We start from the raw sequence: 26503 nt of genomic DNA on the forward strand, positions 1-26503 counted from the left end.
TATAAATCAAGGACGATTAATGTCTATAAAGCTTGAACAATTAGTAAAAAAGATAGTTCCTGAAGAAACAATACTTTTTTTTGGATCAGGTGCTACGATTGAGTCAAATGCGCCCTCTGTATCAGAGCTTATGACGAAGCTAGGTCAGGACTTTCAGATGGAAGTTGAAGGTTATGCTTTGAGCGAAATTACTGCAATAATTGAGGAGGATACTAGTCGTCGAGAGTTAATTAATAAATTAAAAGAATATCTTAGTTGTACTACGCCCATAGGAGGCATAAAGAATCTTCCTTTGTATTCATGGAAGGCAATTTATACTACAAATTATGACACTGTAGTAGAACAGTGCTATAAGATGAAAAATAAAGATTTGGTAGTTTATTCATCTAATCATGACTTTAGTTCTCGCATCACACCTCAGGCTACTAAGTATTATAAACTCCATGGTACTATTGATAAGGACATAGCTTTTGGAGATTCTTCACGTATAGTACTGACTGATTTTGATTATGATGAAGTTGAAGAATATAGAGATTCTTTGATACAGAGACTTCAGTCTGATTTAATTGACTCACACTTAGTAATAATCGGTTACTCATTGAATGATGAGCATATAAAGAAAATAACGAGTGAAGCTGTAAAAAAAGGTAAATTAACTGCTACTAGCAAAGTAACCTTATTAATATATAGTGAAGATGAGAATAGAGCAAAGATATGGGAGAAAAGAGGGTTTGAGGTTTGTTTCGGAGGTGTAAGTGAGTTTTTCAGTAAAATGGATGCTTACTGTAATGATCTTACTCATGAGAACGTGGAGTCTGAAAACGCTTTTGATATAGTTACGGGTTTGGCACCTACCACCACAGTAATATCTGAAGAGTTAATTAAAAGTCCAAACGTTAATATGATGGTTAACGGAAGCCCTGCAACCTATTCAGATATAAAGAGCAACTATACGTTTAAAAGGGATATTTTCAATGATATTAAGAAAGATATTCTTGAAGCGAAATATATTTCATATACTATTTTAGGACCTAGTGGAGTAGGTAAAACTACTTTAGCCAGACAGTTATTATTTAGTTTACATAATGATGGTCTCAAGTGCTTCGAGCATCGTTTCGACTATGAATTTAGTTTTCTTGATTGGGTTGAGTACACAAGGAAGCTTATAGATAACGATGATAAGGTTGTACTATTAGTAGATGATGCTCATAGTTCATTGAATGAAGTTATGAAATTTATAGAGTATTTAGATCAAAATAATATAAGTGCTCTTTCCGTCATATTAACATCCTCAAAAGATCGCTGGGTTTTTAGAACTAAAAATCCTAGTTATTTCAAAAATAATATAAATTTTGAAATTAAGTTATTATCTAACTCAGAGATAGATAGATTGATAGATGTAGTTGAAAATCAGGATTCGATTAGAAGGGTTATCAATAGTAATTTTGATGGTTTTACACGCTCTGAAATCAAAAGAAGACTGAAAGTTCAGTGCGAATCAGAAACTTTCGTATGTCTTAAGAATATTTATGCTACAGAGAAGTTTGATGATATTATTTTGAGAGAATACGCTAGCCTAAACGATGAGGTTAGAGATGTTTATCGTTTAGTATCAGCACTCGAATATTGCGGTGTTAGAGTACATCGACAGTTAGTTACAAGGCTTTTAGGGATTGATGCAGAAGTTATATCACATTACTTAGATAGTCTGATAGATATAATATATGAGTACAATATTGACAGAAAAGAGGGGATATATGGCTGGAGAGGTAGACATCCTGTAATTACTAAGATAATAATTGATTATAAATTTCATGATAAGTCTGAGTTATTCGAACTAATTGAGAAAGTTGTAGATAATATAATTCCTGCTTATGAGATTGAGGTAAGAAGTCTTAAAGAGTTATGTAATTTCGAAACGGGTATACCTTCTTTGAAAAGTAGGTCTGAACAGAATAGATTGCTTAGAAAAATTATATCAATGGTACCAAGTGAAAGAATACCAAGACATAGGTTAATTAGAAATTTAGTGGATCTGGAGGATTTTGAAAATAGTGAGGCTGAAATCAAAATTTATGAGAATGACTTTGGAGGAAAGGACCCTACTATTTACAGGTATCGAATTAAATTAAAGGTTGAAAGAGCCCTAAAGACTAGGGGAATCATGGATGAAGATAGAAATGCAATATTATATCAAGCAGTTGATGATTTAACGCTTTATATTAGAGATTTTCCAAGTAATAGATTTCTGCTGAAAGAACTGTGCAGTCTTGGAGTTATTATTGCTCAAAGAACAGGTAATACAGAATGGTTAGAACATGGTTTATCACTCTTAAGAAATGCTGAGATAATTACGCAAGATCCTGAGGTTACAAGCTATGTAACTAAATATGAAAAACAGCTCGAAAAACTATAAGTTGCTTCTTATCTCTTTGAGTTAAACCGCTACAGTGTTACGCTGTAGCGGTTTTTTATGTTTGTTACTTGAGTCATTGTGGCTAATCAAACTGACCTATGCCGTAGGAACGGTTTAGCCCCTGAGCACCGTTAATAAATTGCATCGCAATTTTAGGTGCGCAAGAGAAATTCTTTTAAATAAGAATTTCTAAGCGGTTACCATTGGCTGGTCATTGGCATACAGCGCCTTGGCTAGAGGAGGTCGCTCGAATGTTGGAACGCCGCTAGACTTAGGCGCTGTGCGCCACGCCCTACCAACTACAAGCAAAAAGCGGGAACAGCTACCCTATATTCAAATTAGGATAGCTAAATCAGTTTGTCTTACGTTTTTCATTTTGTAATGGATAGACCATTTGCGCCACAAAACCTTCAGGTACTTTTGTATTTGATGTCGTCCCATATTTTTTGGGTAGGTGAGCGGGCAGATGAGCGGTTTTGAAGATTACATCATAAATGGGTAGAAAGGCGGCAAAGTTTTTATCCCACGCCTCTTTTTCTGACGAATGATGCCAATGATGGAACTCTGGCGTTGCAAGCACCCAACGAAAATAGGGAAAACGGAAACGGACGTTCGCATGAATAAAAATGGCATGAAAAGAGATAAATATCAAATAAGCATAGGTTGCCGCGGGAGAGAAGCCCATAAATAATAACGGAATATAACCCACAAAACGGTTCACAATCAGCTCAAACACATGCACCCGACTCGCTGCCAGCCAGTCCATTTGATGCGAAGAATGATGCACCGCATGGATGCGCCATAAAAATGGGACTTCGTGCATCGTGCGATGAATCCAGTAACTAAAGAAATCCACCACAATTAAAATTTCAATAAATTGCAGTACTAAAGGCTGACCGCTGACGAGCTGATGCCATGTGGGATTAAGCCACTGGTTAAATAACATCTGTGCAGGAATGATGGTAAAAAAACTGAGTAGCTGAATACCCAAATGGCTAAACATAAAGTATTTAATGTCGGTTACCCAGCCAGATCGTAGCAGCTTTTGCTCTTTATATTTAGCATAAAACCGCTCCATCGGAATAAACACCAATGCGGAAATCAGCAGTGTCAAAATAAAATAGTCCAAGCCTGCATACACACTACGGTCATAGTAATTGGGTTCAATCTGTCCTGAGGCGAGCAGGGCTGCAAGGGCATTGAGTAACATACCCGCCATGCCCCACCGTTTATACGGATTACGCAGTAGGCTGATGACACCTGAGACAAAGCCAATAACGATACTGGCAAATAACAAGCCTCGTAAAATATTTGCATCGTATAAGGGTCTAAAATCTGGCGTGGTGAGCAGATTAGGGAATAAAAAACACAGCGCAGTAAGCGTAGTAAGGATACCTAATGACAGGGCAATAAAGGCGGACACCTGCCCTAATCCTTTTTTTATTTCACGGTCTTCTAAATGTCTTCGCAGTAATTTGCTCATAGGTTTAATCTGTTAATACAATTTGAGTTCAATTTAGCATTGTTTAGCAAAAATTATCAAATTAATTACCTATATCAAATTAAGTACCTATGTTACTCGATAAATTATGTTACTCGATAAATTATGCATGATTTAGGCTGTATAGATATGATTAAACCTCAATTCACCCTTAGTATCTAAAACTTATATATTAAATGTATAGAAATTTAGTTTGCCTAGGGCGAAAAAACCGCTATAGCATTAAGCTGTAACGGTTTTTTAATATATATGAAGCGTGTTTAACGAGACAATAGAACCTATTAAACTCATCTAGAGAGGATCTATCATGACAACTATTAAACTCACACTAGCCTTAATTCTAACCAGCTCAAATTTTCTCACAGCTTGTACCGTTACGGGAATGGCAGGTGGTATGACCAGCATTAACCGACTGACGCTATCATAATTTGTCTTTCATAAGTCAAACCTACAACCTTATGTCACTGCTTAAGGTGGTTTGTTAGAAATGACCCCCTGTATAAACCTGTGATATATTTTGCATTAGCAGTGATTAATGATTTGAAAGATTTTACTACAACAATAAATCTTCTTGAGGTAATTATTACTGACTTCAACTGTCGCTAACTTTATTAAAAGCAATTGAATACTAAGCAAAAAAATAAATTAAAATAAACAAGAACGGTCTTTTGCGGTTAGAATAGGTGATTAATTTTTAACTTAATTATTTGACGTTTTAGGGGTAAATTATGATAAATAAAACTAAGATTTTGGTAAGCTTAACCAGTTTAATACTGTTATCGAACGTTGCAACGGCGGAATTAATTGATAGTAGTTATAGAAAAATTGCTATAGAAAACAATAATCAGGTTTTCCAAAACAATTCCAATGCTCAATCCACTCAATCCTCTAATATCTCTAAAAGTACTCAAGGTTTGCCAAGTATTTCCTCAACTGGGAACTATGCTTTTCCTAAAGAGGTTTATGATGGCTATTGGGCGATGACCAAGACGATTGATGGTCTCTCTCAAACAGTAGAGTTTAACAATGGTTTTATTTATATCCATCAGTTTAAGTGTTACCCCAATGGCACTATAGACAAACTTAAAACATACAGCTATGAGCTTGAGCCGGATGCAAATGGCATGGGGCTTAAACGTGAAGATGGATCACATTATTCAGCGCTTCGGTTGATCTCACTAGAGCCTCAAAAGTCACTGTTAATGCATCAAAGTTTCATTGCTAACCTAGAGTTAAAAAAAGTCATGCCTAACGGTATAGACCTTCAATATATTTATACGCCAACGCTTGCCCCCCTATGCCCAAGCTTTAATTCAAATTAATATACCTAAGTAATGACCTAAAAATATACATCATTAAAATTGAGCTATGCTGAAAAAACCGTAGACAAAAACTTGGTAACCTAAGGAAGACAAATAGGAGTTTACCATGACAAAGAAAGCTAAAAGATACAGTGAAGAGTTTAAAGCAGAAGCGGTCAAAGCAATAGAGAATAATGGTGGCAATGTCAGTGCCACAGCAAGACGATCGCCAACCCGCATCAAACACATCGAGAGCAATAATCGGTGTCCATAATGGCGTGAACGTCCTTGAGGAATTTCATTGTTCAGATTTGTGTCCCGAAAATACCATGCGAGTCGTTCATTATGATATTGATGATAGCGCCCAATATGAGAGTGTCGGGGGTGTCACAAAATCCATCCTAACCCTCATTGCCATTACCGTTATACCAAAAGACTATTGTTTCCCAGCCGTCCCACCAACAATAGGCTACTGACCTGTAAGTAATTACATTTGCAAACTGCACAAATAGCGTTATTATGAAATGGATCTTTTAAACGATAAAAATCAAAGGAACGATTATGAGTCAACATCTTAAACTTTCTGCTGCTGCCATGATTGGCGGAGCATTATTCTTATCAGGCTGTGCCAGTACGGGGGCTGCGCCAACAATGCCGAATCCGCAAGGTAACAGCGGTTATCAGTTGCCTCAAGCTATCTCTGATGGCTATTGGGCGATGACCGAAAAAATGAGTGGTCAGGCGGCAGTGATTAGCTTCAAAAATGGCAAAGCGCATAACTACCGCTTTAACTGCCAAGCAAATGGCAGCTATGCTCAGGCCGGTATGGAGACTTACAACCTCATTCCTCATCCAAACTCAGTTGGCTTGAAGTATGGCAATGAGCCTGAATTCTCAACGATTAAAGTGATGAACTTACAGCCTAGACAGTCGCTTGTGTTGAATCAGACCTTCAATAAGGCCGATTTACAGCAAGCTTATCCCAATGGCAAAAACTATAACTATGTTTATAAATCACGCTTAGAGCCCATTTGCCGCTAGTTTAATAAATTATAGTTTTCATCTGTAAAAGGCCGTTATAGCAATACGCTGTAACGGTTTTTCATTGTATGACGCTATAAAATCGGCCAATATGAGCCACTGATGATACTGAATCTATTTAAGTTTACGCTATTTACAATGTGAGCCGTTTTTAGGTTGTAAGTGGTACGCTTAAATGAAGACCACTTTCACAAATGAAATAAGGATCGGTTATGTTAAAGCTATTAAACAAAACAAAGGCGGTAGTCGCTGTGGTATTAACCAGTTCGCTGTTTTTGACGGCATGTACCGTGACAGGTTTAGCCGGCGGAGTGACAGGACACTAAAAAGGACCGCGTAAGATTTTGATGTCACCTTATAGGCACAATGATTAAACCACCTTTATGGGTGGTTTTTTTATGCATTAATATTATTAAAAGTCGTTTCAAGCGATATAACTTAAAACCATTAGCCATTAATTTTAATAAAAATTAAGTATCATGCTTTGCCACGCATTCAGGGTTACTATACAATTGCTGACTTTTAAAAAGACTGATAAAAGGCACGTATTGTTATGGGTAAACAGACGTCAGTGGAACGACAATTAAAAGCGAAACCTTTGTTCTTAGGGTTCATGCTACTGTCTTTTTTCTTTGGAGCAGGTAATCTTATTTTTCCGCCTATGCTGGGCATGAATTCAGGTGTTAATTTTACGCCTGCTGTTATAGGGTTTGTGACTACAGCTATTGCGCTGCCTATGCTGAGTTTAATCGCTATTGCTAAATCAGGTGGTGGTATCTTAGATCTTGGTAGACGTGTTCATCCCATATTTGCTTATATTTTTGCCATTTTGATTTATCTATCGATTGGGGTGATGTACGGTATTCCGCGCGCTGCCAATGTTGGCTACGAAATGGGCTTCCGACACTTTGTTGAGTTGCCAGAGGGTATCAGCTTAATACTTTACGTGGTGGTATTTTTTAGCATCTGTTATTTTTTAGCACTGCATTCTGGGCGTTTGGTAGATGTGATTGGTAAGATTCTCACGCCTGCGCTATTAATTATAATTGCACTATTGTGTGGCTTGGCGTTTATTAATCTAACACCAGGCATGCAATTACCGACTGAACAGTTCAGTGAAAACCCGCTATCTGCAGGGATTATCGAAGGATACTTTACGCTTGATGCGCTGCCGTTGTCTGAACTGGGGCTTGGCTGGGTGGCACCGACCGTTATTATGGCAGGGGTTGGCTTCTTTGCTAAACGCAAAGACTTGAAGACAATGCTATGATAATGAAGGTTGTCCTATTTTTATTGATTGTCCTTTCATTATTTATGTGGCGGCGTCATCAACTGGGCAATAGGTCAGTGATATATGCCACAGTGATATGGCTGCTATTGATTGTCGCCTTATTATTGAGCTTTATGCTGCACCCTACGCCCTTATTGGTATTGTCTGAGCAGCGTATATTGATTATGCTAATCCTCATTGTGTCCATACTGAGCTATGCGGCTATTTTGTATACCACATTTAGCATGACGATGCCCTCCAAAAAGCTAATCATCACAGGGTGGTGCGGCTTAGCACTCTCAGTGCTGGCACTGGGCTGGTTCAAATGGCTTATCCTTTAAAACGTTTATGAATGGCTTGAATAAGCAAAACAGTTGTCTATATAAATATTAGTCTATTTTAAATAGTCATAAATCATACTTAGGCCCAAACAATCTAAGGACACAACACATGAATAGCAGGCGCACGAGCTGACAAACTGTCACACTTTATCCCTTGTTTACTCAAACATGCTGCCGTCATAATAAATGCTACGCTGATATGTACGTCAATCAATATAACCGAGCAGATAGGACGAAGAGGTGTTATGCAAATCCTAGATATTCATACCGTTAAAGAACAGTTAACCATGCCAATGGCAATTGATGCGATCGAAGATCTATTAAAGGTACAGCATCAAAACCCAAGCTGGGTGAAGACCCCAGAGCGTTTGGTGATTCCAACTTATAAAGACAGCGAGGATAATCAAACCGGTTCGCACCTGTCTATGCCATCTGTTGTATTTGATGGTAATGAGGAATACGCGGTGGTAAAACTGGTCACTATCTGCCCAGATAACCCTAAGCGTGATAAGCCAACCACCATTGCGACTATTACAGTGTCGGATACAGCGACAGGTCAAACACTGGCATTTATGGATGGTATTTATGTAACCCAAGTGCGCACTGCGGCACTATCAGGCGTTGCGACCAAGTATATGGCGAGGCCTGATAGCAGCACAGTTGCTGTGGTCGGTACAGGCGGTATGGCCTATGAGCAGCTTAATGCAGTATTAACCGTTTGCCCAAATATCAAACAAATCAATCTATGGAACCGCACTACAGACAAAGCAGAAGCATTTAAACAGCAGTTTATTGAGCAATATTCTGAATGGAAGGATAAAGGCATTACTGTCAGTGTCGTTGAGGATATGCAAGAGGCGATTAAAGACGCCGATGTGATTAATCTTGCTACCCGCGCGACTGAAGGATTGTTTGAAGTCAATCAAATCAAGCCTAGTGCGCATATTAATGCCGTAGGTGCGTATCAGCCACATATGAAAGAGGTGAGTGATTCAGTGATTGAAGCCAGCTCGCACGTTGTTATTGATGACTTGGAAGGGGGTAAACACGAAGCCGGTGATTTGATTCAGGCCGATGATAATAAAGACTGCGACTGGTTTTGGAATAAGTTAACCGGACAGTTGATGGACTTGGTCAGCGGTGAGTTGGTTATCGATACTGACAGTAATAAAACAGGTATTACCTTATTTAAATCAGTGGGTGCCGCCAGTTTTGATGCTGCTGTTGCATTAAAGATTGCACAAGTCGCTACTGAACAGACGCTAGGCCAAGCCGCTAAGATATAAGCCCTGTTTAATTGATCGATTAATTGATCGATAGCAATATCTGGTCGAGCGGCTGGATATTGCTTTGTCCTTGTTCTTTCAAGTACTGCAACTGTCAATCTTATTTCAACTGATTCACTTTCTTAGCTAATTCATTCTATCTTCTATTCATACTGGCCTATTAATCATTTATGACCGAAGACTCCGAGCAATATCAATACACAGGCAATATTAACCAACACAAGCACCCGCTTATGCGCTGGGTCTATTTAATATTAGGCTGGGTGTTTTTTATATTAGGGATCATCGGCGCGCTTTTGCCAGTTATGCCGACCGCGCCCTTCGTATTATTAGCAGCAGCGTGTTGGGCGCGTGGCTCAAGACGTTTTTACTTATGGCTGATTAACCATGAGCATATGGGAAAATACGTACGCGATTGGGAGAAGAGAAGGGCAGTGCCTCGCCGAGGTAAGTGGCTGGCATGTATTATGATGACGATATCAGGCACCATGCTATTTGTCACAGTGCCTGATGAGCTTATCTGGGTGGCTTGGGTCGTGGCGTTAACCTGTTTTAGTGTCGGCGTCTATTTATGGCGCTTGCCTGACGCTTAACCCTCAAAGCCCTATGTATCGTAGAGGATGGTTGATATAAACCTTTGATAAAGGTTTTGAGAATTACTCTTTGACCGGTTTATCAAGCTTCACCACAAGCACATCACAAGGTACGTTTGGTAAGATGCAGTCTGCAGTTGCGCCATTAATCCATGCTGAAATGCCATGACGCTCATGGCGCCCAATCACCACCAAATCCACTTCATGCTTATGACAGTAGTTAATAATACCTTCACTGTTTGAAATGGCCGTGGTCACTTCTTGCCTATAACAATCGAGTCCATTACGGTTCAAAAAGTCAGCCAAGTCGCTAAGAGCGCTCTCACGGCGTTCATCGTCAATTTCATCATACAGACTGGCAGCTGGAACCATCTCATAACCAAAGCCAACGACCGTATCTTTAATGATGTGTAGGACAGATAGCTGAGCATTTTGCTGACGTGAAAAGATAAGCTTTGCTTTTTGAGCCACGACATCAGCGTCAGAGCGTAAGTCAGTCACTAATAAAATATGTTTATAACTCATGGCGATACCTATATATAGTTAAGTTAGTAAATAAGTTCGTTAGAAAATGAGGGAAGACGCTTGTTATATAGTGCAATACTCTGGACTACTGGCTCACCGGCTATATAACTCATCAAGTCGCACTTAAGATAAATCGTCTTCTATATTTACTATCATAAGCCTATTTTGTATTAGATGCAGCCCCATTTTACTTTCAGATTAGTACATTTAATCGCTATTTAACTACCTATAGGGTTATATAGTCGGTTTTAATACAGAGATAAAAGCTACGTTATAGCTAGAATAAGACAGATTTGAGCTTTATATAGGGCTATATCAATAAGGTATTAGAATGCGTTAACCTATACACAGTGGGAGATAAGCTACTTTTAGTTTAATAAAAATAACATAAATTGGGTTTATTTTTAAGTTATTTTGAAATAAAGCTTGCATAACTGTGCCATTGGTATATACTGGGCACCTGCTTAAGAGAAGTCCTGCAACAAATCATTACCTCGTAGTATTAGCATTAATCCTTCGTTTTAAGATTTACAGTAGTTGCTCCAAGCGTTACCGACCAAATTGGTCATTATGTTTTAAAATTAGGATTATATATATGTCAGATACTATCAAAGGTACAGTAAAGTGGTTTAACGAAGCTAAAGGTTTTGGTTTCATTGCTCCAGAATCAGGTCCAGACGTTTTTGCTCATTACAGCGAAATCGCAAGCTCAGGTTTCAAAACCTTAGCTGAAGGCCAAGAAGTTGAGTTCACAGTAACTCAAGGTGCTAAAGGCCCACAAGCCCACGGTATCACAGCAGTATAATTGATTACTCGTACTGTGTAACCACAGATTGAGAATGAATATACAATAAAAAACGAGCCTCGCGGCTCGTTTTTTTATGCGTAAAGTTTAAGCAGGGCTTGATTTGGGTGCGATCTACTGTTTTGCTTCTATTAATAAAATCCTTTTGAACAAAGGGCTAGAGTGATTACTTTTAACAAAACCTTAAGTTATTTAAAGTTTATTTAAAATAAAGCTTGCATAACTGTGCCATTGGTATATACTGGGCACCTGCTTAAGAGAAGTCCTGCAGCAAATCATTACCTCGTAGTATTAGCATTAATCCTTCGTTTTAAGATTTACAGTAGTTGCTCCAAGCGTTACCGACCAAATTGGTCATTATGTTTTAAAATTAGGATTATATATATGTCAGATACTATCAAAGGTACAGTAAAGTGGTTTAACGAAGCTAAAGGTTTTGGTTTCATTGCTCCAGAATCAGGTCCAGACGTTTTTGCTCATTACAGCGAAATCGCAAGCTCAGGTTTCAAAACCTTAGCTGAAGGCCAAGAAGTTGAGTTCACAGTAACTCAAGGTGCTAAAGGCCCACAAGCCCACGGTATCACAGCAGTATAATTGATTACTCGTACTGTGTAACCACAGACTGAGAATGAATATACAATAAAAAACGAGCCTCGCGGCTCGTTTTTTTATGCGTAAAGTTTAAGCAGGGCTTGATTTGGGTGCGATCTACTGTTTTGCTTCTATTAATAAAATCCTTTTGAACAAAGGGCTAGAGTGATTACTTTTAACAAAACCTTAAGTTATTTAAAGTTTATTTAAAATAAAGCTTGCATAACTGTGCCATTGGTATATACTGGGCACCTGCTTAAGAGAAGTCCTGCAGCAAATCATTACCTCGTAGTATTAGCATTAATCCTTCGTTTTAAGATTTACAGTAGTTGCTCCAAGCGTTACCGACCAAATTGGTCATTATGTTTTAAAATTAGGATTATATATATGTCAGATACTATCAAAGGTACAGTAAAGTGGTTTAACGAAGCTAAAGGTTTTGGTTTCATTGCTCCAGAATCAGGTCCAGACGTTTTTGCTCATTACAGCGAAATCGCAAGCTCAGGTTTCAAAACCTTAGCTGAAGGCCAAGAAGTTGAGTTCACAGTAACTCAAGGTGCTAAAGGCCCACAAGCCCACGGTATCACAGCAGTATAATTGATTACTCGTACTGTGTAACTACAGACTGAGAATGAATATACAATAAAAAACGAGCCTCGCGGCTCGTTTTTTTTGGTTTAAAATTTGAGTTATTATTGCTTGCCTTACCTTAATCACACACCCAACTGCCTATCTAGCTAGGATAAATGCACAATCGAAGAGCAGACACTGTTATCATATAGACCATCCCTAATATCTCTATTAGCATTAAGGCGTCATAACGAAGCGTGAGTATGTCTATTAATCTAAAAGCAGTCTTAAAACCAAAAGTTATCTTATTCAGAGGATTTCTATTTTTATTAACCTTGGCGATATTTGTACTTGCGCTGAAGACACTGTATTCATTAACGCAAAGTATTCAGCTCTCTGAAGTATTAAGTGCGATCGAACACATTCCTAATATTGATATTTTTTGGGCAGTTTTGGTTGTGGCGTTTGGTTATTTGATTCTGACGTTGTATGATGCCATGGCTTTTCGGCAGATGAACATCAAGCTACCTTTCAGAAAAATAGCTTTCACTTCTTTTACCGCTTATGCCATTGGTCACACCATTGGGTTAGCAATCTTATCTGCCTCCGGTGTGCGCTACCGCATGTATAGCGTGAACAATATACGCCCTGAGAGCATCGCTAATGTGGTGTGGCTGGTATCTATGGCTTTTACCTTTGGTATTACTACCTTAGTTGCTTTATCAATAGCATTCAACCCTGACGCCACTGTTATTATGATGAGTCAGCTTGATATGCAGCTGGCAGAGGTTTCGGTAGATATCCCTAACTTTATGCACGATGTGGCTCTAATACGAGGGCTGGGACTTGCTCTACTAGCTTTAGTTGTAGCTATTGTGGCTTGGTCGGGATCCAAAGGGCGCCATATTCATATTAAAAGTTGGCGTTTTGACTTGCCGGCGGCCAGTGTCTTAATTAAGCAGATTATCATCTCAATCATTGATCTAGCAAGTGTCGCCTTTGTGTTGTATTTACTATTACCACATGATGCTGGCATTGGTTATTTCACCGTGTTCTCAGCCTTTGTACAATCGATGATATTAGCGATATTGAGCCATGTCCCAGGTGGTTTAGGCGTATTTGAACTGACTATGATGGCCTCATTGCCGCAAGTGGATAAAGCCTATTTGTTGGCAGTATTGCTTGTCTTCAGGCTGCTTTATTATATTTTGCCATTTATATTGGCAGTTCTCTTCTTTATTCTGCATGAAATATGGCTACGCTGGTTCCGCAGCGCTCAAGATCAACCAGTCAAATAGATTTATCAGTAGATATCTTGCGTGCACCTGAGTTTACTATGGCAGTCAAGGTTGCTTAAGGTATACCACCCTTAACTCAAGCATTTCTGTTATGTCAGCCACTAGTCAGTTTGATTGACTCTGTTTTATTCATCAAAGAATATCTGTTTGGCCAGTCGAAAGGTATTGCAGTGTGCTTCTACTACGTCTTCAATGTCTTCTGAATAACCACCGCCCATAACAATCGCAATGGGGATGTTGTGGGCTTTTGCTTGTCTGAGTACAAACTCATCCCGCTGTTTGCAGCCCTCTAAGCTTAATGCCAATTTACCCAGCTTATCGGTTTCTAGTACGTCAACTGCTGACTGATAAAAGATTACATCAGGTTGATGCTGCTCAATAAGTTTGGGCAGAGTATCGGTTAGAATCTGTAGATACTCTTTATCACCGGTATTATTGGGCAACTCAATATCTAGATCAGAGGGTGGTTTACGAAACGGGTAGTTTTTCGCACCATGCATGCTAAACACAAAGACTCTAGGCTCGTCCACCATAATACTGGCATTGCCATTGCCTTGATGTACATCTAAGTCGACAATTAAGATTCGTTGCGCTTCACCACGTTCTAACAGTAAGTTACTGGCGATACATACATCATTGAACACACAAAAACCTTCACCATGGTCTGCGAATGAGTGATGTGTGCCGCCTGCCACATTTAACGATACGCCATATTGCTGAGCATGTTGGGCACATTCGTAAGTGGCATGGGCAATATAACGACCACGCTCTACCAGTTTAGGAGTCATCTCAAAGCCAATAGGACGTGCTTCTTTGCGAGACAGTGACTGGGTTTTTAATTTATGCCAATACTCTCGTGTGTGAGTGGAGAGAATCTCTGACTCAGATAACTGCTGTGGCGCAAAAAAATTGGCTTCCGTGACTGTACCTTCCTCCAACAAGCGCTGAGGAATCAGCCAATATTTTTGCATAGGAAAGCGGTGCTTTTCAGGCACCTCGTAGATATAGATAGGGGAGTAGGCGATTTGTAGCATAGCATCATTAAAAGTCTGGTTTCAGTCAGTCAAAATGGATAAGCACAGCGATAGCCATGATTAAGGCTACTGCGGCGTAGTAGTTGCTAAAAAGAAGGTGTTATTTGCTTTGGCTTTATGCAGCTCATCGAGAATGCTTTGTAGCTCAAAGGCTTCAGGGTCACTATTAAGTAAATCAGTAAACAAGGGTGCAAAGGACGAGGTCATCGCCATGATGCCCTTAAGTAGATAACTGATAATCGTCGGAGGAACGATACCGCCGCTGGCATTGATAATCGGCTCCATATCCAAGGAATTCTTGAAGCGAATCTCACCATCCCGAATGTCAATTTCGACACAGCCAAGCATCATGTCGTAATTGAGCTGAGTTGCTAGGGTTATCCCAGCTTGTAGGTGCGACGCAGGCAGTTGAAACGGTAATATACCGTACATAGCGACAAGTTGAGTGTGCTCATGGACCCGAATAACGCAGCCCCATTCCAAGTCTTCGGGCTGAGATGAAGCAATATCATCTAGGCTGTCATCCATATAGGCCTGCTCGTTAATACTGTTTTCGCTATAGTAACGCATCGCCATCGAGATATGATGCACTTTGCTTTTATGTGGTGGCTGCTCTGGATTAGAACGAGAGTCATCAGTATTTGGCGCATCAGTATCTGTATTATTCTGAGTGTTTTGAGCATCACTATCGGCTGTTTTAGATTCATTATTAGCGCTATCCCGATTGGCAGTGCTTTGCTCAGGGTCATGATAATAATAACTTAAGTCACTGGCCTCTAAGAAGTCTAGAATAGCATCAGTAATTGGCTTGTCCGAGTTACGATAGGTGCTGCTGCGCTGTTTCATGGTGTCCGCATCATCAAGGTTTGATAGCGTAATGAATTTTGACTGTTTACGCTCTGCGTTGTGATAATCAGACTCTTTCTCAAGCGAATGCTGAGGTGCAGTTTCTGTAGATGCTCTACGCCCAAACGCTCCATTCTCATCGCTATTATTACGGTTGTCGCTGGACTCTACATTAGCGCCAGATAGCGCTTGCTGATGAGTAGTGACGTCAGTATTGGCCTTGCTAGAGTAAGGGTGTGAGCCGTGTTTATCTACGGGTTGCCTTAATGATTTTGAATGAGATTCAGAGGCGTTATGAGAGTCAGTAGTCGATTGTCCAGACATGTCTTTTGAAGACTGTGAATAGTCCTCGTTTTGAGAGACGTTCGCGCTGCCTGTCTTATTTTCTGTTAAAAGTAGATTTTTGATACGTTGCCAAAAAGACAGTTTATTTTGTGAGCTCATAGTAAGGACAATAGGTTAGTTATGGGTCGGGGTTTGATATACTATGCTATAGTCATTATTAGACATAGTGTTCAAAATAAGTGTAAATACGATAAGCCCCTATTGTTATAGGATGCTGTTTTTGTATTTTATTCGTATATCACTTCATATATGACGGCTAATCTTGCTGATTGCAATGCCTTAACGCCTTAGCTGTTATAAATAATGAGCCAATATGTATCTATAATCAATGTCAGTCACTCCGATATTGCTAATCCATCCATTATGCCAACAGATCGAGCCTGTGAGTTTGGCTGTGGTAACGTAATTTTCCACGGGTAATCCAGTTAATGCCTTCTTTTGAGACACTGCGAACCATGACACCGAGCAATCCGTCATCCATTTTAGGGTTACAGAATTTGACCGTACAGCGAGGCGACTTCCCGCTGTGCGTCGGGGTGAACTTGTCTTTGCAGCACGGCGAGATATGCCATTTAATAGGTGCAAATGGGACCGGTAAAACTACTTTGCTAATGCAATTGGCCGGCTTATTGCCGCTACTTGATGGCAAAGTGATGTATTTGAGTGAGCCGCAACTTCCCATTGCACCGCTATATGTGTCGCATCAATTAGGTATCCATCCTAATTTAACCGTAAAACAAAACCTGTCTTTTTTATTAAATCTGTATGGTGTTCGTCCAACTGATCAAGAGATTGATGCTGCACTCGAATGGGTCGATTTAGCAGGTTTTGAGAATATGGGTAGCAATCAGCTGTCTGCAGGGCAAACACGGCGCATTACGTTGGCTCGTTTATATCTTATGACCCCAGAGCAGACGCCTTTATGGCTACTTGATGAGCCGTTTACTGCATTAGATGTGAGTATGGTGGCGCGTCTTCAAGAGCGGCTACAGTCGTTTGTGGCCTCTGGGGGTGCGGTATTGATGACCAGTCACCAACATGTTGATGTGGCCAATAAAATCCTTAATCTATCGAATTATTTGCCTGAATATCAGCCTGATGATTTTGAAGATGAAGATGAAGATGAGGATAACGGCATCTATTACGAGTCTGCTATTAATGCGAATGATGATGATAATTCTGCGGATAGTAAGGGGGCACACTGATGTCTGAATCTGTATCCCATGCTCAAAATTCTGACCATACAGGCATTGGTACTCGTCAGCTGTGGCGCCGCGAATGGCAGGTTAAACAACAAGGCGCAGTACAATGGCTATATCCGCTAGTGTTGTTTTTGGTAATCATCACCCTGTTTCCATTAGCGGTGGGCAGTGAACCACAATTATTACAGCGTTTGGGTGTTCCTGCGGTGTGGATTGCTGCTTTATTATCTTTAGTCATGGGCGTTGACGGACTATTTAAACCCGCTATGGATAACGGGACACTAGCCCAATTAATCGTCTCAAGAACTTCAATACCTATTTGGGTACTGATACGCTTGACGATTCACTGGGTATTCAGCAGTGGCTTAGTCGCTTTGCTAAGCTTGCTTGCTGTGCCCTTGTTTGGGCTGTCATGGGGTGAGGCAACAGCGTTATTGGTCTCAATTCTGGTCGGTAGCCCGATGTTGCTGATGTTATCGGCAATTGCCAGTAGTTTGACACTATCGCTTAAAAATGGTGCAGTATTAGTACCACTCATCGCATTACCAATGCAGTTACCAGTGCTTATTTTTGCCACCGGTGCTGTCGACCTATATGCTACAGGTCTTAATGGACTACCGATTCTTGCGCTACTTGCCGCAGGTAGTATTATTTCAGTGATTGTCATGCCTTGGGTTATCGCCATGACCTTAAAGATGGCGTGGCTTAATTAGCTTAAATCAGACCAATCTTTGCTATAATAGGAAGATTCTTATTAGGTTATCTATACGTCACTTAATATTTGCTAGCATCAAGATATTTTTTATAAGCCAGCGTCATAGAAAGTACGGTCTCATACCAATGGGATGATGAATGATTAGTTGGCTGTTGAAATAAATAAACGCATCGTGATATAGAATTATAAAGGGGATGATTTCCTTTATAGTATCTGTCTTTAGTCGAACTCACCGTGGCTTACAAGGTCGTCTTATTATGCCAAATACTAAATCATCACCTCAGAACTCAGGATTTTTCTCACGTCTTTGGCAAGGTTTTTTGGCCACTGTTGGCACGCGAGAGTTTTTCCGTATCTTTGCGCCATGGGTAAAGTGGTTGGCAGGTTTGGCGACTATTTTATTGGTTGTCGGTGGTATTTGGGGCTTGGCGTTTGCGCCGCCTGATTATCTACAAGGCAACAGTTACCGTATTATTTTTATTCATGTGCCGGCTGCGGGTATTGCGCTATCGATTTATTTTGCGATGGCGGTACTTGGCGTTATCTTTTTGGTATGGCGAATTAAAACGGCCAATTTAGTGGCACAAGCGATTGCACCTATCGGCTTCACATTGTGTGTATTAAGTCTGCTGACCGGCTCAATTTGGGCTAAGCCAACTTGGGGCACCTTTTGGGTGTGGGATGCGCGTTTGACCTCAATGCTTATTTTGGCCTTTTTATACGCCGGTGTGATGGCATTATTTGCCGCTTTTGAACACACCCCGAACCGAGGTAAAGCCGCTGCTATTTTGTCTGTGGTCGGCGCCGTTAACTTGCCGATTATCAAATACTCAGTAAATTGGTGGAATACGCTGCATCAGGGCGCCACCATTACCGTTACTGATGCTCCTAAAATGTCTCTTGATATGTTAATGCCATTATTAATGATGATGCTAGGCACTTATTTATTGGTAGCCGCATTGGCTATCTATCGTACCAATACATTGATTTTACGCCGTGATCAAAATAAGGCTTGGGTCAAAGAGTATGTACGTTTGTCCAAATAGTCTCTGTTTCTTTGTTGAGGGATAGTAATAAATATAGCCTCATAATATAGGTTAGGAATAGCAAAGCACAAAAGACTGCGTTTGGATTATCAGCAATTAAAAGGAGAGCAGAGTGCACCCTTATTTTTATAGCTTTCAAGAGTTCTTAACGATGGGTGAACATGGCCCGTATGTTTGGAGTAGTTGGGGCATTACCGTGCTCGTTATTCTTGGTCTGATATTTTATAGCTTGAATCAGCGTCGCCGATTGTTAAAGGAGCTTAAGATACAAAATGCCCGTCAGCAGCAGCGCAAACGCGGCTCTCAAAACAGATAACATTATTGTGTAAGAACAAAGAAAGATGGCATCGTGATAAGCATATTATGCGATGCCGAAATTGAATATTAGAGACATGTATTTAGCATTAAAGAGACTAATAATAAGGTTTCGTTAAGCCGAAGAGAGATTTTCTTCACTCACACATTATTGGTGTCTTATTAGCGGCTATGCTGATGGGATACTTTAGGTTATGAAAGGCAATCTTATGAATGCTGTACGCCGTAAGAAGTTAATTTGGGTCGCCGCGACATTATTCGGTGCAATTATCGCTGTCGTTCTGGTGATTTACGCCATCGGTCAACAGACAGATTATTATTTCGACCCTACCGCAATTGCGGCTGGCGAAGCACCGCAGAATAAACGTATTCGTGCTGGTGGTATGGTGGTCAAAGACAGCGTGAAGCGTGATCCAAATAACGAGTTAAAAGTGCAATTTGCTATCACTGACTTTAATGCCAGTGTGCCTGTCAGCTATCAAGGAATTTTACCGGATTTATTTGCAGAAAACTCTGGCGTGGTTGCCACCGGTAAGATGCAAGGCGATGTGTTTGTTGCCAGTGAAGTATTGGCTAAGCATGATGAGAACTATATGCCGCCGGAAGTAGCTGCTTCACTCAAAGAAGAGCATGCAGAGCGCGGTGTTACGCCAGACTCAGAACAATTTAGTCCGGCTATTCCAGTTAAAAATAATACAGAGCAGGGCAATCATATGACTCAAACGTTAGAAAAAGAGTAGAGTATGACGAGATATTAAAAAAAGCGTGGTTTAGATTACGTCTATTAAGATAATGGATATTGAGCGTCTAAACCAAGGTAATAATTTGATAGTAAAAAAGGGTTAACCTAAGCATCATCTACTGATGGGCTTGGTTTAACCCTTTTCTTTTTGGGTAGGAGACTTGGCGTCGATAGGTAGGACAACGATAAAGCGCGTATGCCCATTATAAGTATCAGTGCGGATAGTGCCTTGATGCGCTTCTACAATCTGTGCAACCAATGACAGTCCCAAGCCTGATCCTTTATTCTTCTGCTGTAAGCGCACAAAGGGACTAAAGATCTCTTTACGCTTGTCTAGTGGGATGCCGGTGCCTTGGTCAATAACAGATACTACCGCATAGTTTGGCGTGACCACAGGCTCAGCCTTTGGACGACGTAAACGTTTAGCAAAGCCCATTTCGTTGAGTTTACTGGTTTCAGGCTTCCCTTTTTTAGCCGTTTTAGCAGGTTTTTCTTTCGAGCTGTCCTCAGCTACCGCGTTCCCTTTATCCTCAGATGACGTGTTCTTAGCATTCTGGAAATCATCAGTATTTACTTTGGCATCAGGCTCATTGGTGGACAGTAACTCTACATACTTTGAATCATTATTAGCTGAGGTAACGCCTAAATCTACTGAGTTACTATGAATCGCATCCTCTGTTATCGGGTCATTAGAAGCAATCGAGTTTTTATCTTCAGCTATATTATCAGTCGTTATACCATTATCTGTATTCTCGACCAGCTCTGCATCTTGTATATCTTCTTCGGTACTAGGTGCAGCCAAATCAAATAAGCCTTCTGGCGGATAGATAGCATCTGCTTTATTCACCACGCCATAGACATGAACGTCAATAGGCGGCTTGCCATGAATCAGAGCATTATTTAATAGATTACGAATCAGATGGATCAGCAACTTCGGTTGACCTTCAATTGTCAATGCCTTGCCGTACAGGGTGGCTTCAGGATAATGCTGACATTCTTGACAGACTAAATCATATAGATTTAATTTCTCATTAGACTGTGCTGCATGACCCGCGTCGAGACGACTGACAAGTAAGATACTTTCAACCAAATCATTTAGACCGGTTAAATCACGATTGACTGCTTGCGCCCGTTTCTGGAATTGTGCTTTTGTGTTTTCAGACAACTCGCTTGAGAGCATATCCATCATCTCAATTTGTAAACGAATACGCGTAATCGGGGTTCGTAGTTCATGTGAAGCATGAGCCAACAGTAGATTGTTGGCATTAATTAATTGCTCTATCTTTTGAGCGGCTTGGTTAAAGCCTTTCGCCAAGCTAGCGATTTCATCGGTACCTTTAGTCACTTTGGCAGGGACACGTACGCTAAAGTTACCCTCCCCAAGTGCAGCCATTTGACGGCTCATCTGATTAATACGCCACGTCATAGAACGGGCAATCCACCACAATACGCCTGACATTATACCGAGCAGTAATAAGGTACCGGTAAATAGGTTTAAGACGGCCCAGAGCTCAGAGCGCTGCGGCGGGTTACGTGGCTCATACAGTAAAGTATACCCGCGGTCACTCATTGCCTGCACATTGAGTTTATCAGATGAGAAAAAGGCCGGTAGCATACGTGAGATTAAAGAGGGGTCTTCAGGTAACGTCTTAGGTAAGTCGCTATCATCTGTCTGAATCAATAAATGACCCTGACGATCATATAGCCCCATTTTCGCTTGCAACGACTCATCAAAGATATCAAAACTCTTTTTGATAACGGCCAACATAAAACGAGCCTGTAACAGCTCGTTTGTGGTCGTAGCATTATCTAGCTCATCAATAAAAGGGTCGACCTGACTAACGATTTGTTTAGCAAGTACTTCCCAGCGCGCGTCGGCTGAATTGTCATGCACCATATTCATGAGTGCAATCATAGCAATAGCAAACAAAACCAGTGTCAAAGTGACACTGGCAAAGAGCTTACTAAAAACCGTTTTAAAACCAATCCGAGGCATAAAAAGCTCTAACTTAAGTCAAATGGACCCATTAACTGGCTATATAAGAGTAACTGTCGATTTATTACACTTGGTCTGTGGCAAATTGATAACCCACACCGCGCACAGTGATAATACGCTTAGGTTGACGGGGATTATCTTCAATGAGCGCTCTTAACCTTGATATATGCACGTCAATAGCACGATCAATATTATCTGAACTGTCATCGTTTGGCATCGCTTGCCATAATTGTTCACGGTTTAACACTTTACCCGCATGAGTGGCAAAGTAATGTAGAAGTTGGAATTGATGGGTGGTTAAGCGAACCGGTTTGTCATCAATTGTCACTTCATGGCTGTCTGGGAATACACTTAAACGACCAAAGGTTAGACTATCAGACTGACCATCCGCTTGATTTGGCTGCTCATGGCGACGCAATACGGCACGAATACGTGCTAACAGCTCGCGCGGCTCAAATGGCTTGGCGATATAATCATCAGCACCCATCTCTAATCCTAGTACACGGTCTGTAGTGTCGCCTTTAGCGGTCAACATCACGATAGGCACTTTATTCGTTTGAGTGTTTTTGCCGCCACGGATTTTCTGACATACTTGCATGCCATCCATATCTGGTAGCATTAAATCTAGGATAATCAGATCAATGCCGCGTTCTTTTGTATCTAAGATATCCAAGCCTTCTTGACCGGTAGGGGCATGGTGCACCTCATAATAATTCATCGTGAGGTAATCGCTGATTAGTTCGGCTAAATCTGGATCATCTTCAATTAATAAAATATGTTTGCTCATCGTTATTATCCTTAAAATATTCAAATGTTATAAAAGTAATTGTTATAAAAGTGGTAGAAGGCTCTAATACGTTTGGCAATATCTAATGGTCTGTTGATTATGATTCATTATTAAGACTTGAATCACTCGCCAGACAGTAAATACGTATGCCAATTTTAAATCTATAATGCCTAATAAAGGTATATCTTAACAATACACAAATTGTTACTATTCCTCGCTATTGTTACACGAGTCATTATTCGTTAACACAATCCCACCTAATAGGGCGGTATTGGCTGTCTTTTATAAATATTGAGTTTAGTGAGTACGAATAATAGAAGCAAGCGATAAATAAAAGCATTTAGCGACTAGATAAATATATTATCTGTCTTGACCTAAAGAGTTTTAGGAGCGCTAAACCTAGGAAATTGGTAGTAAAAGCAGCTAATTTGTGCTAAAAATAGCATCACTATAAAGAATCATAGAACGTCTTTAATACGGGCTACTTATTTTCAGCTCAATCTCTTGAGATTGTGAGTGATAGCACTGGTTTTTGCTGCACTTATAGACATATCAAAGCGAAGCTTGAAAATAAAAAGCAAAGCTTTTTTAGTGTATTAGAGGCGTTTATAACACAGGATAATCAGAATGGATATTAGTTTTGACGGCTTAAAGGTCATGGTCATTGATGACTCAAAAACCATCCGCCGTACGGCTGAGATGTTGCTACAAAGAGTCGGCTGTGAAGTAGAAACAGCAGTAGATGGGTTCGAAGCCTTGGCAAAAATAGCCGATTATCATCCTGATATTATCTTCATCGATATTATGATGCCCCGCCTTGATGGCTATCAAACCTGTGCCATTGTCAAAAACAATCCTGATTTTGCTGATACGCCTATTATTATGCTGTCCTCCAAAGACGGTCTGTTTGATAAAGCACGAGGCCGTATTGTGGGCGCAGATGAATATCTCACCAAGCCATTTAGCAAAGATGAGCTGTACGATGCGTTAAGACAGCATCAGAAACAAGCATAACGGAGCATAATATGGCTAAGGTTTTAGTGGTTGAAGATTCGCAATCTGAAATGGCACGGTTTCGTGAATTGCTCAAAAAGCATAACTACGAGGTGATTGAAGCAACCAATGGCAAAATGGGCGTTGAGATGGCCATAGAACATTTGCCTGATGTCATCTTGATGGATATCGTCATGCCCGAAATGAATGGCTTTCAAGCGACCCGTCAAGTGGCGCGTGGTGAGAGCACCAGTCATATTCCGGTGGTGATGATTAGCACCAAAAACCAAGAGACCGATAAAGTGTGGGGCAAGCGTCAAGGTGCCCGCGCTTATTTGACCAAACCCGTACATGAAGATGAGTTATTGACGACCATTCATTCAGTAATAGGATAAACCGCTGTGGCTTTAAAAGGATTTATAGAGTTACTGCGCTTAGACAGCATGGCCAAGGCAAGGCTTTCAGGTAATGCGGACAATCGAGATCCAGATTGGCAAGGTGTGGCCTTTGAAGTTGCTGGCGAGCGGTTTGTTGCGCCCATTGGCGAGATTGCTGAGGTTATTGCCATGCCGACTGCCTTAACCCCTGTTCCTTTGACCAAACCCTGGCTATTGGGTATTGCCAATGTGCGAGGTCAGCTCTTGCCGCTGGCTGATTTAGCAAAATTTCTAAATCTAAACAGCCGTGCGCAGCAGTTATCGCACCGTAAAGTGTTGGTTGTTCATCAGCAAGACATGTTGTTCGGTATTTTGGTGGACAGTGTTTGGAATATTAAAAAGTTTTCTGCCGAACAATATCTAGCCAAGACGCTGCCTAATAACTCTCCTTTTTTGCCTTACAATCATGGCCAATTTGTTCAAGACGAGCAGCATTGGCCTATTTTTATGCCCAGTTTGTTAACCCAAGACCCTCGTTTCTTAGATGCGGCATTGTAGCAAAACGGGTTGCTAGTGTTTGTAGATAAGGGTGGTTTGTACTAGGCAATTGGATGTTGAGCAGTCTATGGATATTAACTGACCTGTGCATATTATGGCGTAGAATAATCATGGACAGATGACATACCACACGGCATATTCAATAGCCATTACCCAAATAATACATTAATAATAATCCATGCCGTGTGCGACCACGCGTGAAAAAGACTTAACTTAAGGATAGCCCCTAATGAACAATGCAGCCCATGTGCCTGCCCGCAATACCAATCACTCTCAAAACACCAAGTCACTATCAGCGGTCGATGGCAATCAAAAAAAATGGCTTTATATTTTAATTGGCTTTGGTTTATTAAGCTTGATTAGTTTGTTGTACTTGACGGTTACCTTAAACAAAGTCACCAGTTACGTTAGTAGCGTCAATCAGCTTGAGGTGACCTCATCCAATCTGGTTCGCCACGTAAATGATGCCGTTTTTTCTAATGATACTGCGGTTAGTAGCCGTGCTCATCAGCAATTATCAGAGGACATCAATGGCTATGAATCAGCGTTAGCCGATGCCTCTGATAGTGCCTTAGATAACCAAACAGTCTATCAGGCATTGGGTGAGCAGTGGCAATCCGTTAAGCCTGATATTGAGTTTGTGATTAATAGTAGCGCACAGGTTGCAGCTGACACTAACGCAGAAGACCAAGCGGCGACAACAGAAGCGCTTCAAAATAGAGCCAATACGGTCAGTAGCTTTGCGGCCCAGACGCAGGACAACTTAGCGGATATTAACCGAAATATCTTAGCGCGTAACAATATCATCATTCCTGCCTTGCTGTTTTTATTAGGCTTTTTAGGTACGTTGTATGCACTATATCGCTTATATCAAGCAGGGCGTGATACGCAGCGCTTATTGATCGAAAAAGAGACACTGCGTCAGCGCGATGAGATGGATGTCGAGTTTCAGCGCGCACAAGCGGTTCAAGAAGAGAACGAGCGCAATCAGCAAGCGATTTTACGCCTGCTTGATGAGTTAGGAGATTTGGCTGATGGTGATTTGACAGCCAATGCCACTGTAACGGAAGATATTACCGGTGCCATTGCAGACTCAGTAAACTATGCTATTGATCAGCTACGTCAACTGGTGCAGGCAATTAATACTACCGCATCAAACGTTGCTGATTCATCGCAAAAAACTCAGCTTACTGCAACCGAGCTTGCAGATGCCTCCGAGCAGCAGTCGAAAGAGATTGCCAAAGTATCGTCTGCGATTGATCACATGGTGAGCTCAATTGAGCAAGTATCTTCAAATGCCGCGCAGTCAGAGTCGGTTGCGCAGCAGTCGGTCGCCATTGCCCATAATGGTGCCGAGGTGGTACAGCGCTCGATTGAAGGTATGAATACCATTCGCGAGCAGATTCAAGAAACCTCTAAGCGAATCAAACGTCTGGGCGAATCATCACAAGAGATTGGTGATATTGTTGGTCTGATTAACGACATTGCGGATCAAACCAACGTACTGGCTTTAAATGCTGCCATTCAAGCATCGATGGCGGGAGAGGCCGGTCGTGGTTTCGCCGTTGTTGCTGACGAAGTTCAGCGTCTGGCAGAGCGTTCAGCGAATGCAACCAAACAGATTGAAGCCTTGGTAAAAACCATTCAGGCCGATACCAACGAAGCAGTAATGTCGATGGAGAGCACCACTGTCGAAGTGGTACAAGGTGCAAAACTGGCCAAAGATGCCGGCGAGGCGTTACAAGAAGTGCAATCGGTATCTAATAACTTGGCAAGCTTGATTCAAAGCATCTCTCATGAAGCTAAAATGCAGGCCTCATCCGCAGGTAGTATTTCGGATACCATGAGCGTGATTCAAAGCATTACCTCCAAAACCACCTCGGGCACCACGGCAACGGCTCGTTCCGTCGGGGAGCTTAATGAGATGGCAGCGTCATTACAAAAATCTGTATCTGGCTTTAAGTTAACCGAGGCTGACACCCTGAATTCTGCCAAAGCCAAGGGATAAG

26 protein-coding genes and 1 pseudogene are annotated in these 26503 nt (G+C 41.0%); 21 read left to right on the forward strand and 6 right to left on the reverse strand.

The window, feature by feature from the left end:
• Positions 1–19 precede the first annotated feature (19 nt).
• On the forward strand, positions 20–2416 hold the full coding sequence (locus AC2SLO_RS02820; RefSeq protein WP_486542047.1) for an SIR2 family protein: 2397 nt from the start codon (positions 20–22) through the stop codon (positions 2414–2416).
• Between the two features lie 352 nt (positions 2417–2768).
• On the opposite strand, the gene AC2SLO_RS02825 is transcribed toward AC2SLO_RS02820, so the two are convergent.
• Positions 2769–3899: a sterol desaturase family protein gene (locus AC2SLO_RS02825; protein ID WP_486542049.1), complete on the reverse strand. Its 1131-nt coding sequence runs from the start codon at positions 3897–3899 to the stop codon at positions 2769–2771.
• A 746-nt stretch (positions 3900–4645) separates the two neighbouring features.
• Between AC2SLO_RS02825 and AC2SLO_RS02830 the strand changes: the two genes are divergently transcribed.
• The 7 genes from AC2SLO_RS02830 to AC2SLO_RS02860 all read left to right on the forward strand — a co-directional run bounded on the left by AC2SLO_RS02830 (position 4646) and on the right by AC2SLO_RS02860 (position 9749).
• Positions 4646–5239: a hypothetical protein gene (locus AC2SLO_RS02830; RefSeq protein ID WP_486542051.1), complete on the forward strand. Its 594-nt coding sequence runs from the start codon at positions 4646–4648 to the stop codon at positions 5237–5239.
• Between the two features lie 106 nt (positions 5240–5345).
• A complete protein-coding gene (locus tag AC2SLO_RS02835) occupies positions 5346–5492 on the forward strand; it encodes a transposase (protein WP_486542053.1) in 147 nt (48 codons plus the stop codon).
• Between the two features lie 287 nt (positions 5493–5779).
• A complete protein-coding gene (locus AC2SLO_RS02840; RefSeq protein WP_486542055.1) occupies positions 5780–6259 on the forward strand; it encodes a hypothetical protein in 480 nt (159 codons plus the stop codon).
• A gap of 553 nt (positions 6260–6812) precedes the next feature.
• Positions 6813–7529 carry a branched-chain amino acid transport system II carrier protein gene (locus AC2SLO_RS02845; protein ID WP_486542057.1) on the forward strand — a complete coding sequence of 239 codons (717 nt, stop codon included), beginning with the start codon at positions 6813–6815 and terminating at the stop codon, positions 7527–7529.
• Positions 7526–7870 (forward strand): hypothetical protein, encoded by a 345-nt coding sequence (locus AC2SLO_RS02850; protein WP_486542059.1) that lies wholly within the window; start codon positions 7526–7528, stop codon positions 7868–7870. The genes AC2SLO_RS02845 and AC2SLO_RS02850 overlap by 4 nt, the downstream gene beginning before the upstream one ends.
• Positions 7871–8115: 245 nt before the next feature.
• Positions 8116–9156 (forward strand): ornithine cyclodeaminase family protein, encoded by a 1041-nt coding sequence (locus tag AC2SLO_RS02855; RefSeq protein ID WP_486542061.1) that lies wholly within the window; start codon positions 8116–8118, stop codon positions 9154–9156.
• A 170-nt stretch (positions 9157–9326) separates the two neighbouring features.
• On the forward strand, positions 9327–9749 hold the full coding sequence (locus tag AC2SLO_RS02860; RefSeq protein WP_486542063.1) for a YbaN family protein: 423 nt from the start codon (positions 9327–9329) through the stop codon (positions 9747–9749).
• Positions 9750–9812: 63 nt separating this feature from the next.
• On the opposite strand, the gene AC2SLO_RS02865 is transcribed toward AC2SLO_RS02860, so the two are convergent.
• Positions 9813–10274 carry a universal stress protein gene (locus AC2SLO_RS02865; RefSeq protein WP_486542065.1) on the reverse strand — a complete coding sequence of 154 codons (462 nt, stop codon included), beginning with the start codon at positions 10272–10274 and terminating at the stop codon, positions 9813–9815.
• 595 nt (positions 10275–10869) lie between these two features.
• On the opposite strand from AC2SLO_RS02865, the gene AC2SLO_RS02870 reads away from it, so the two are divergent.
• The 4 genes from AC2SLO_RS02870 to AC2SLO_RS02885 all read left to right on the forward strand — a co-directional run bounded on the left by AC2SLO_RS02870 (position 10870) and on the right by AC2SLO_RS02885 (position 13538).
• On the forward strand, positions 10870–11079 hold the full coding sequence (locus AC2SLO_RS02870) for a cold-shock protein (RefSeq protein ID WP_096065670.1): 210 nt from the start codon (positions 10870–10872) through the stop codon (positions 11077–11079).
• A 384-nt stretch (positions 11080–11463) separates the two neighbouring features.
• Positions 11464–11673 carry a cold-shock protein gene (locus tag AC2SLO_RS02875; protein WP_096065670.1) on the forward strand — a complete coding sequence of 70 codons (210 nt, stop codon included), beginning with the start codon at positions 11464–11466 and terminating at the stop codon, positions 11671–11673.
• A gap of 384 nt (positions 11674–12057) precedes the next feature.
• Positions 12058–12267 (forward strand): cold-shock protein, encoded by a 210-nt coding sequence (locus tag AC2SLO_RS02880; RefSeq protein WP_096065670.1) that lies wholly within the window; start codon positions 12058–12060, stop codon positions 12265–12267.
• A 236-nt stretch (positions 12268–12503) separates the two neighbouring features.
• Positions 12504–13538: a putative bifunctional lysylphosphatidylglycerol flippase/synthetase gene (locus AC2SLO_RS02885; protein ID WP_486543780.1), complete on the forward strand. Its 1035-nt coding sequence runs from the start codon at positions 12504–12506 to the stop codon at positions 13536–13538.
• Positions 13539–13663: 125 nt separating this feature from the next.
• On the opposite strand, the gene AC2SLO_RS02890 is transcribed toward AC2SLO_RS02885, so the two are convergent.
• Positions 13664–14572, reverse strand: coding sequence for a histone deacetylase family protein (locus tag AC2SLO_RS02890; RefSeq protein WP_486543748.1), 909 nt, complete (start codon positions 14570–14572; stop codon positions 13664–13666).
• A 66-nt stretch (positions 14573–14638) separates the two neighbouring features.
• The gene (locus tag AC2SLO_RS02895; protein WP_486543749.1) at positions 14639–15862 is read right to left on the reverse strand and encodes a type III secretion system chaperone family protein; all 1224 of its coding nucleotides are present in this window, start codon (positions 15860–15862) and stop codon (positions 14639–14641) included.
• Between the two features lie 329 nt (positions 15863–16191).
• Between AC2SLO_RS02895 and ccmA the strand changes: the two genes are divergently transcribed.
• The 5 genes from ccmA (at position 16192) to ccmE (ending at position 19781) form a co-directional block, all read left to right on the forward strand.
• Positions 16192–16968 (forward strand): heme ABC exporter ATP-binding protein CcmA, encoded by a 777-nt coding sequence (ccmA, locus tag AC2SLO_RS02900; RefSeq protein ID WP_486543750.1) that lies wholly within the window; start codon positions 16192–16194, stop codon positions 16966–16968.
• Positions 16968–17678, forward strand: coding sequence for a heme exporter protein CcmB (locus tag AC2SLO_RS02905; protein WP_486543751.1), 711 nt, complete (start codon positions 16968–16970; stop codon positions 17676–17678). Before ccmA ends, AC2SLO_RS02905 begins: the two co-directional genes overlap by 1 nt.
• A gap of 259 nt (positions 17679–17937) precedes the next feature.
• Complete coding sequence (ccmC, locus tag AC2SLO_RS02910) at positions 17938–18726, forward strand: heme ABC transporter permease CcmC (protein ID WP_486543752.1); 789 nt, start codon at positions 17938–17940, stop codon at positions 18724–18726.
• A gap of 112 nt (positions 18727–18838) precedes the next feature.
• Positions 18839–19042, forward strand: coding sequence for a heme exporter protein CcmD (gene ccmD, locus AC2SLO_RS02915; protein WP_486543753.1), 204 nt, complete (start codon positions 18839–18841; stop codon positions 19040–19042).
• 208 nt (positions 19043–19250) lie between these two features.
• Positions 19251–19781, forward strand: coding sequence for a cytochrome c maturation protein CcmE (ccmE, locus tag AC2SLO_RS02920; RefSeq protein ID WP_486543781.1), 531 nt, complete (start codon positions 19251–19253; stop codon positions 19779–19781).
• Between the two features lie 135 nt (positions 19782–19916).
• Here the strand turns inward: ccmE and AC2SLO_RS02925 are convergent, their stop codons facing one another.
• Together AC2SLO_RS02925 and AC2SLO_RS02930 are read right to left on the reverse strand one after the other, a co-directional pair.
• Positions 19917–21779, reverse strand: a complete 1863-nt coding sequence (locus AC2SLO_RS02925; RefSeq protein WP_486543754.1) for an ATP-binding protein — start codon at positions 21777–21779, stop codon at positions 19917–19919.
• A 64-nt stretch (positions 21780–21843) separates the two neighbouring features.
• Positions 21844–22566 (reverse strand): response regulator transcription factor, encoded by a 723-nt coding sequence (locus AC2SLO_RS02930; RefSeq protein ID WP_486543755.1) that lies wholly within the window; start codon positions 22564–22566, stop codon positions 21844–21846.
• Positions 22567–23193: 627 nt separating this feature from the next.
• On the opposite strand from AC2SLO_RS02930, the gene pilG reads away from it, so the two are divergent.
• The 4 genes and pseudogenes from pilG to AC2SLO_RS02950 form a co-directional block, all read left to right on the forward strand.
• Positions 23194–23580, forward strand: a complete 387-nt coding sequence (gene pilG, locus AC2SLO_RS02935) for a twitching motility response regulator PilG (protein ID WP_486543756.1) — start codon at positions 23194–23196, stop codon at positions 23578–23580.
• An 11-nt stretch (positions 23581–23591) separates the two neighbouring features.
• Entirely contained in the window at positions 23592–23954 is a 363-nt protein-coding gene (locus AC2SLO_RS02940; RefSeq protein ID WP_486543757.1) for a response regulator, read from the forward strand.
• Between the two features lie 6 nt (positions 23955–23960).
• Entirely contained in the window at positions 23961–24494 is a 534-nt protein-coding gene (locus AC2SLO_RS02945) for a chemotaxis protein CheW (protein ID WP_486543758.1), read from the forward strand.
• A 949-nt stretch (positions 24495–25443) separates the two neighbouring features.
• Positions 25444–26502: pseudogene (locus tag AC2SLO_RS02950) on the forward strand (methyl-accepting chemotaxis protein); the annotation flags it as partial.
• Position 26503: the final 1 nt, after the last annotated feature.

The organism is Psychrobacter sp. CX14, from assembly GCF_057396205.2.

Coding starts and splice junctions, on each gene's coding strand:
- AC2SLO_RS02820 (WP_486542047.1), top strand. CDS start 20: ATGTCTATAAAGCTTGAACAATTAGTAAAAAAGATAGTTCCTGAAGAA.
- AC2SLO_RS02825 (WP_486542049.1), bottom strand. CDS start 3,899: ATGAGCAAATTACTGCGAAGACATTTAGAAGACCGTGAAATAAAAAAA.
- AC2SLO_RS02830 (WP_486542051.1), top strand. CDS start 4,646: ATGATAAATAAAACTAAGATTTTGGTAAGCTTAACCAGTTTAATACTG.
- AC2SLO_RS02835 (WP_486542053.1), top strand. CDS start 5,346: ATGACAAAGAAAGCTAAAAGATACAGTGAAGAGTTTAAAGCAGAAGCG.
- AC2SLO_RS02840 (WP_486542055.1), top strand. CDS start 5,780: ATGAGTCAACATCTTAAACTTTCTGCTGCTGCCATGATTGGCGGAGCA.
- AC2SLO_RS02845 (WP_486542057.1), top strand. CDS start 6,813: ATGGGTAAACAGACGTCAGTGGAACGACAATTAAAAGCGAAACCTTTG.
- AC2SLO_RS02850 (WP_486542059.1), top strand. CDS start 7,526: ATGATAATGAAGGTTGTCCTATTTTTATTGATTGTCCTTTCATTATTT.
- AC2SLO_RS02855 (WP_486542061.1), top strand. CDS start 8,116: ATGCAAATCCTAGATATTCATACCGTTAAAGAACAGTTAACCATGCCA.
- AC2SLO_RS02860 (WP_486542063.1), top strand. CDS start 9,327: ATGACCGAAGACTCCGAGCAATATCAATACACAGGCAATATTAACCAA.
- AC2SLO_RS02865 (WP_486542065.1), bottom strand. CDS start 10,274: ATGAGTTATAAACATATTTTATTAGTGACTGACTTACGCTCTGACGCT.
- AC2SLO_RS02870 (WP_096065670.1), top strand. CDS start 10,870: ATGTCAGATACTATCAAAGGTACAGTAAAGTGGTTTAACGAAGCTAAA.
- AC2SLO_RS02875 (WP_096065670.1), top strand. CDS start 11,464: ATGTCAGATACTATCAAAGGTACAGTAAAGTGGTTTAACGAAGCTAAA.
- AC2SLO_RS02880 (WP_096065670.1), top strand. CDS start 12,058: ATGTCAGATACTATCAAAGGTACAGTAAAGTGGTTTAACGAAGCTAAA.
- AC2SLO_RS02885 (WP_486543780.1), top strand. CDS start 12,504: ATGTCTATTAATCTAAAAGCAGTCTTAAAACCAAAAGTTATCTTATTC.
- AC2SLO_RS02890 (WP_486543748.1), bottom strand. CDS start 14,572: ATGCTACAAATCGCCTACTCCCCTATCTATATCTACGAGGTGCCTGAA.
- AC2SLO_RS02895 (WP_486543749.1), bottom strand. CDS start 15,862: ATGAGCTCACAAAATAAACTGTCTTTTTGGCAACGTATCAAAAATCTA.
- ccmA (WP_486543750.1), top strand. CDS start 16,192: ATGCCTTCTTTTGAGACACTGCGAACCATGACACCGAGCAATCCGTCA.
- AC2SLO_RS02905 (WP_486543751.1), top strand. CDS start 16,968: ATGTCTGAATCTGTATCCCATGCTCAAAATTCTGACCATACAGGCATT.
- ccmC (WP_486543752.1), top strand. CDS start 17,938: ATGCCAAATACTAAATCATCACCTCAGAACTCAGGATTTTTCTCACGT.
- ccmE (WP_486543781.1), top strand. CDS start 19,251: ATGAATGCTGTACGCCGTAAGAAGTTAATTTGGGTCGCCGCGACATTA.
- AC2SLO_RS02925 (WP_486543754.1), bottom strand. CDS start 21,779: ATGCCTCGGATTGGTTTTAAAACGGTTTTTAGTAAGCTCTTTGCCAGT.
- AC2SLO_RS02930 (WP_486543755.1), bottom strand. CDS start 22,566: ATGAGCAAACATATTTTATTAATTGAAGATGATCCAGATTTAGCCGAA.
- pilG (WP_486543756.1), top strand. CDS start 23,194: ATGGATATTAGTTTTGACGGCTTAAAGGTCATGGTCATTGATGACTCA.
- AC2SLO_RS02940 (WP_486543757.1), top strand. CDS start 23,592: ATGGCTAAGGTTTTAGTGGTTGAAGATTCGCAATCTGAAATGGCACGG.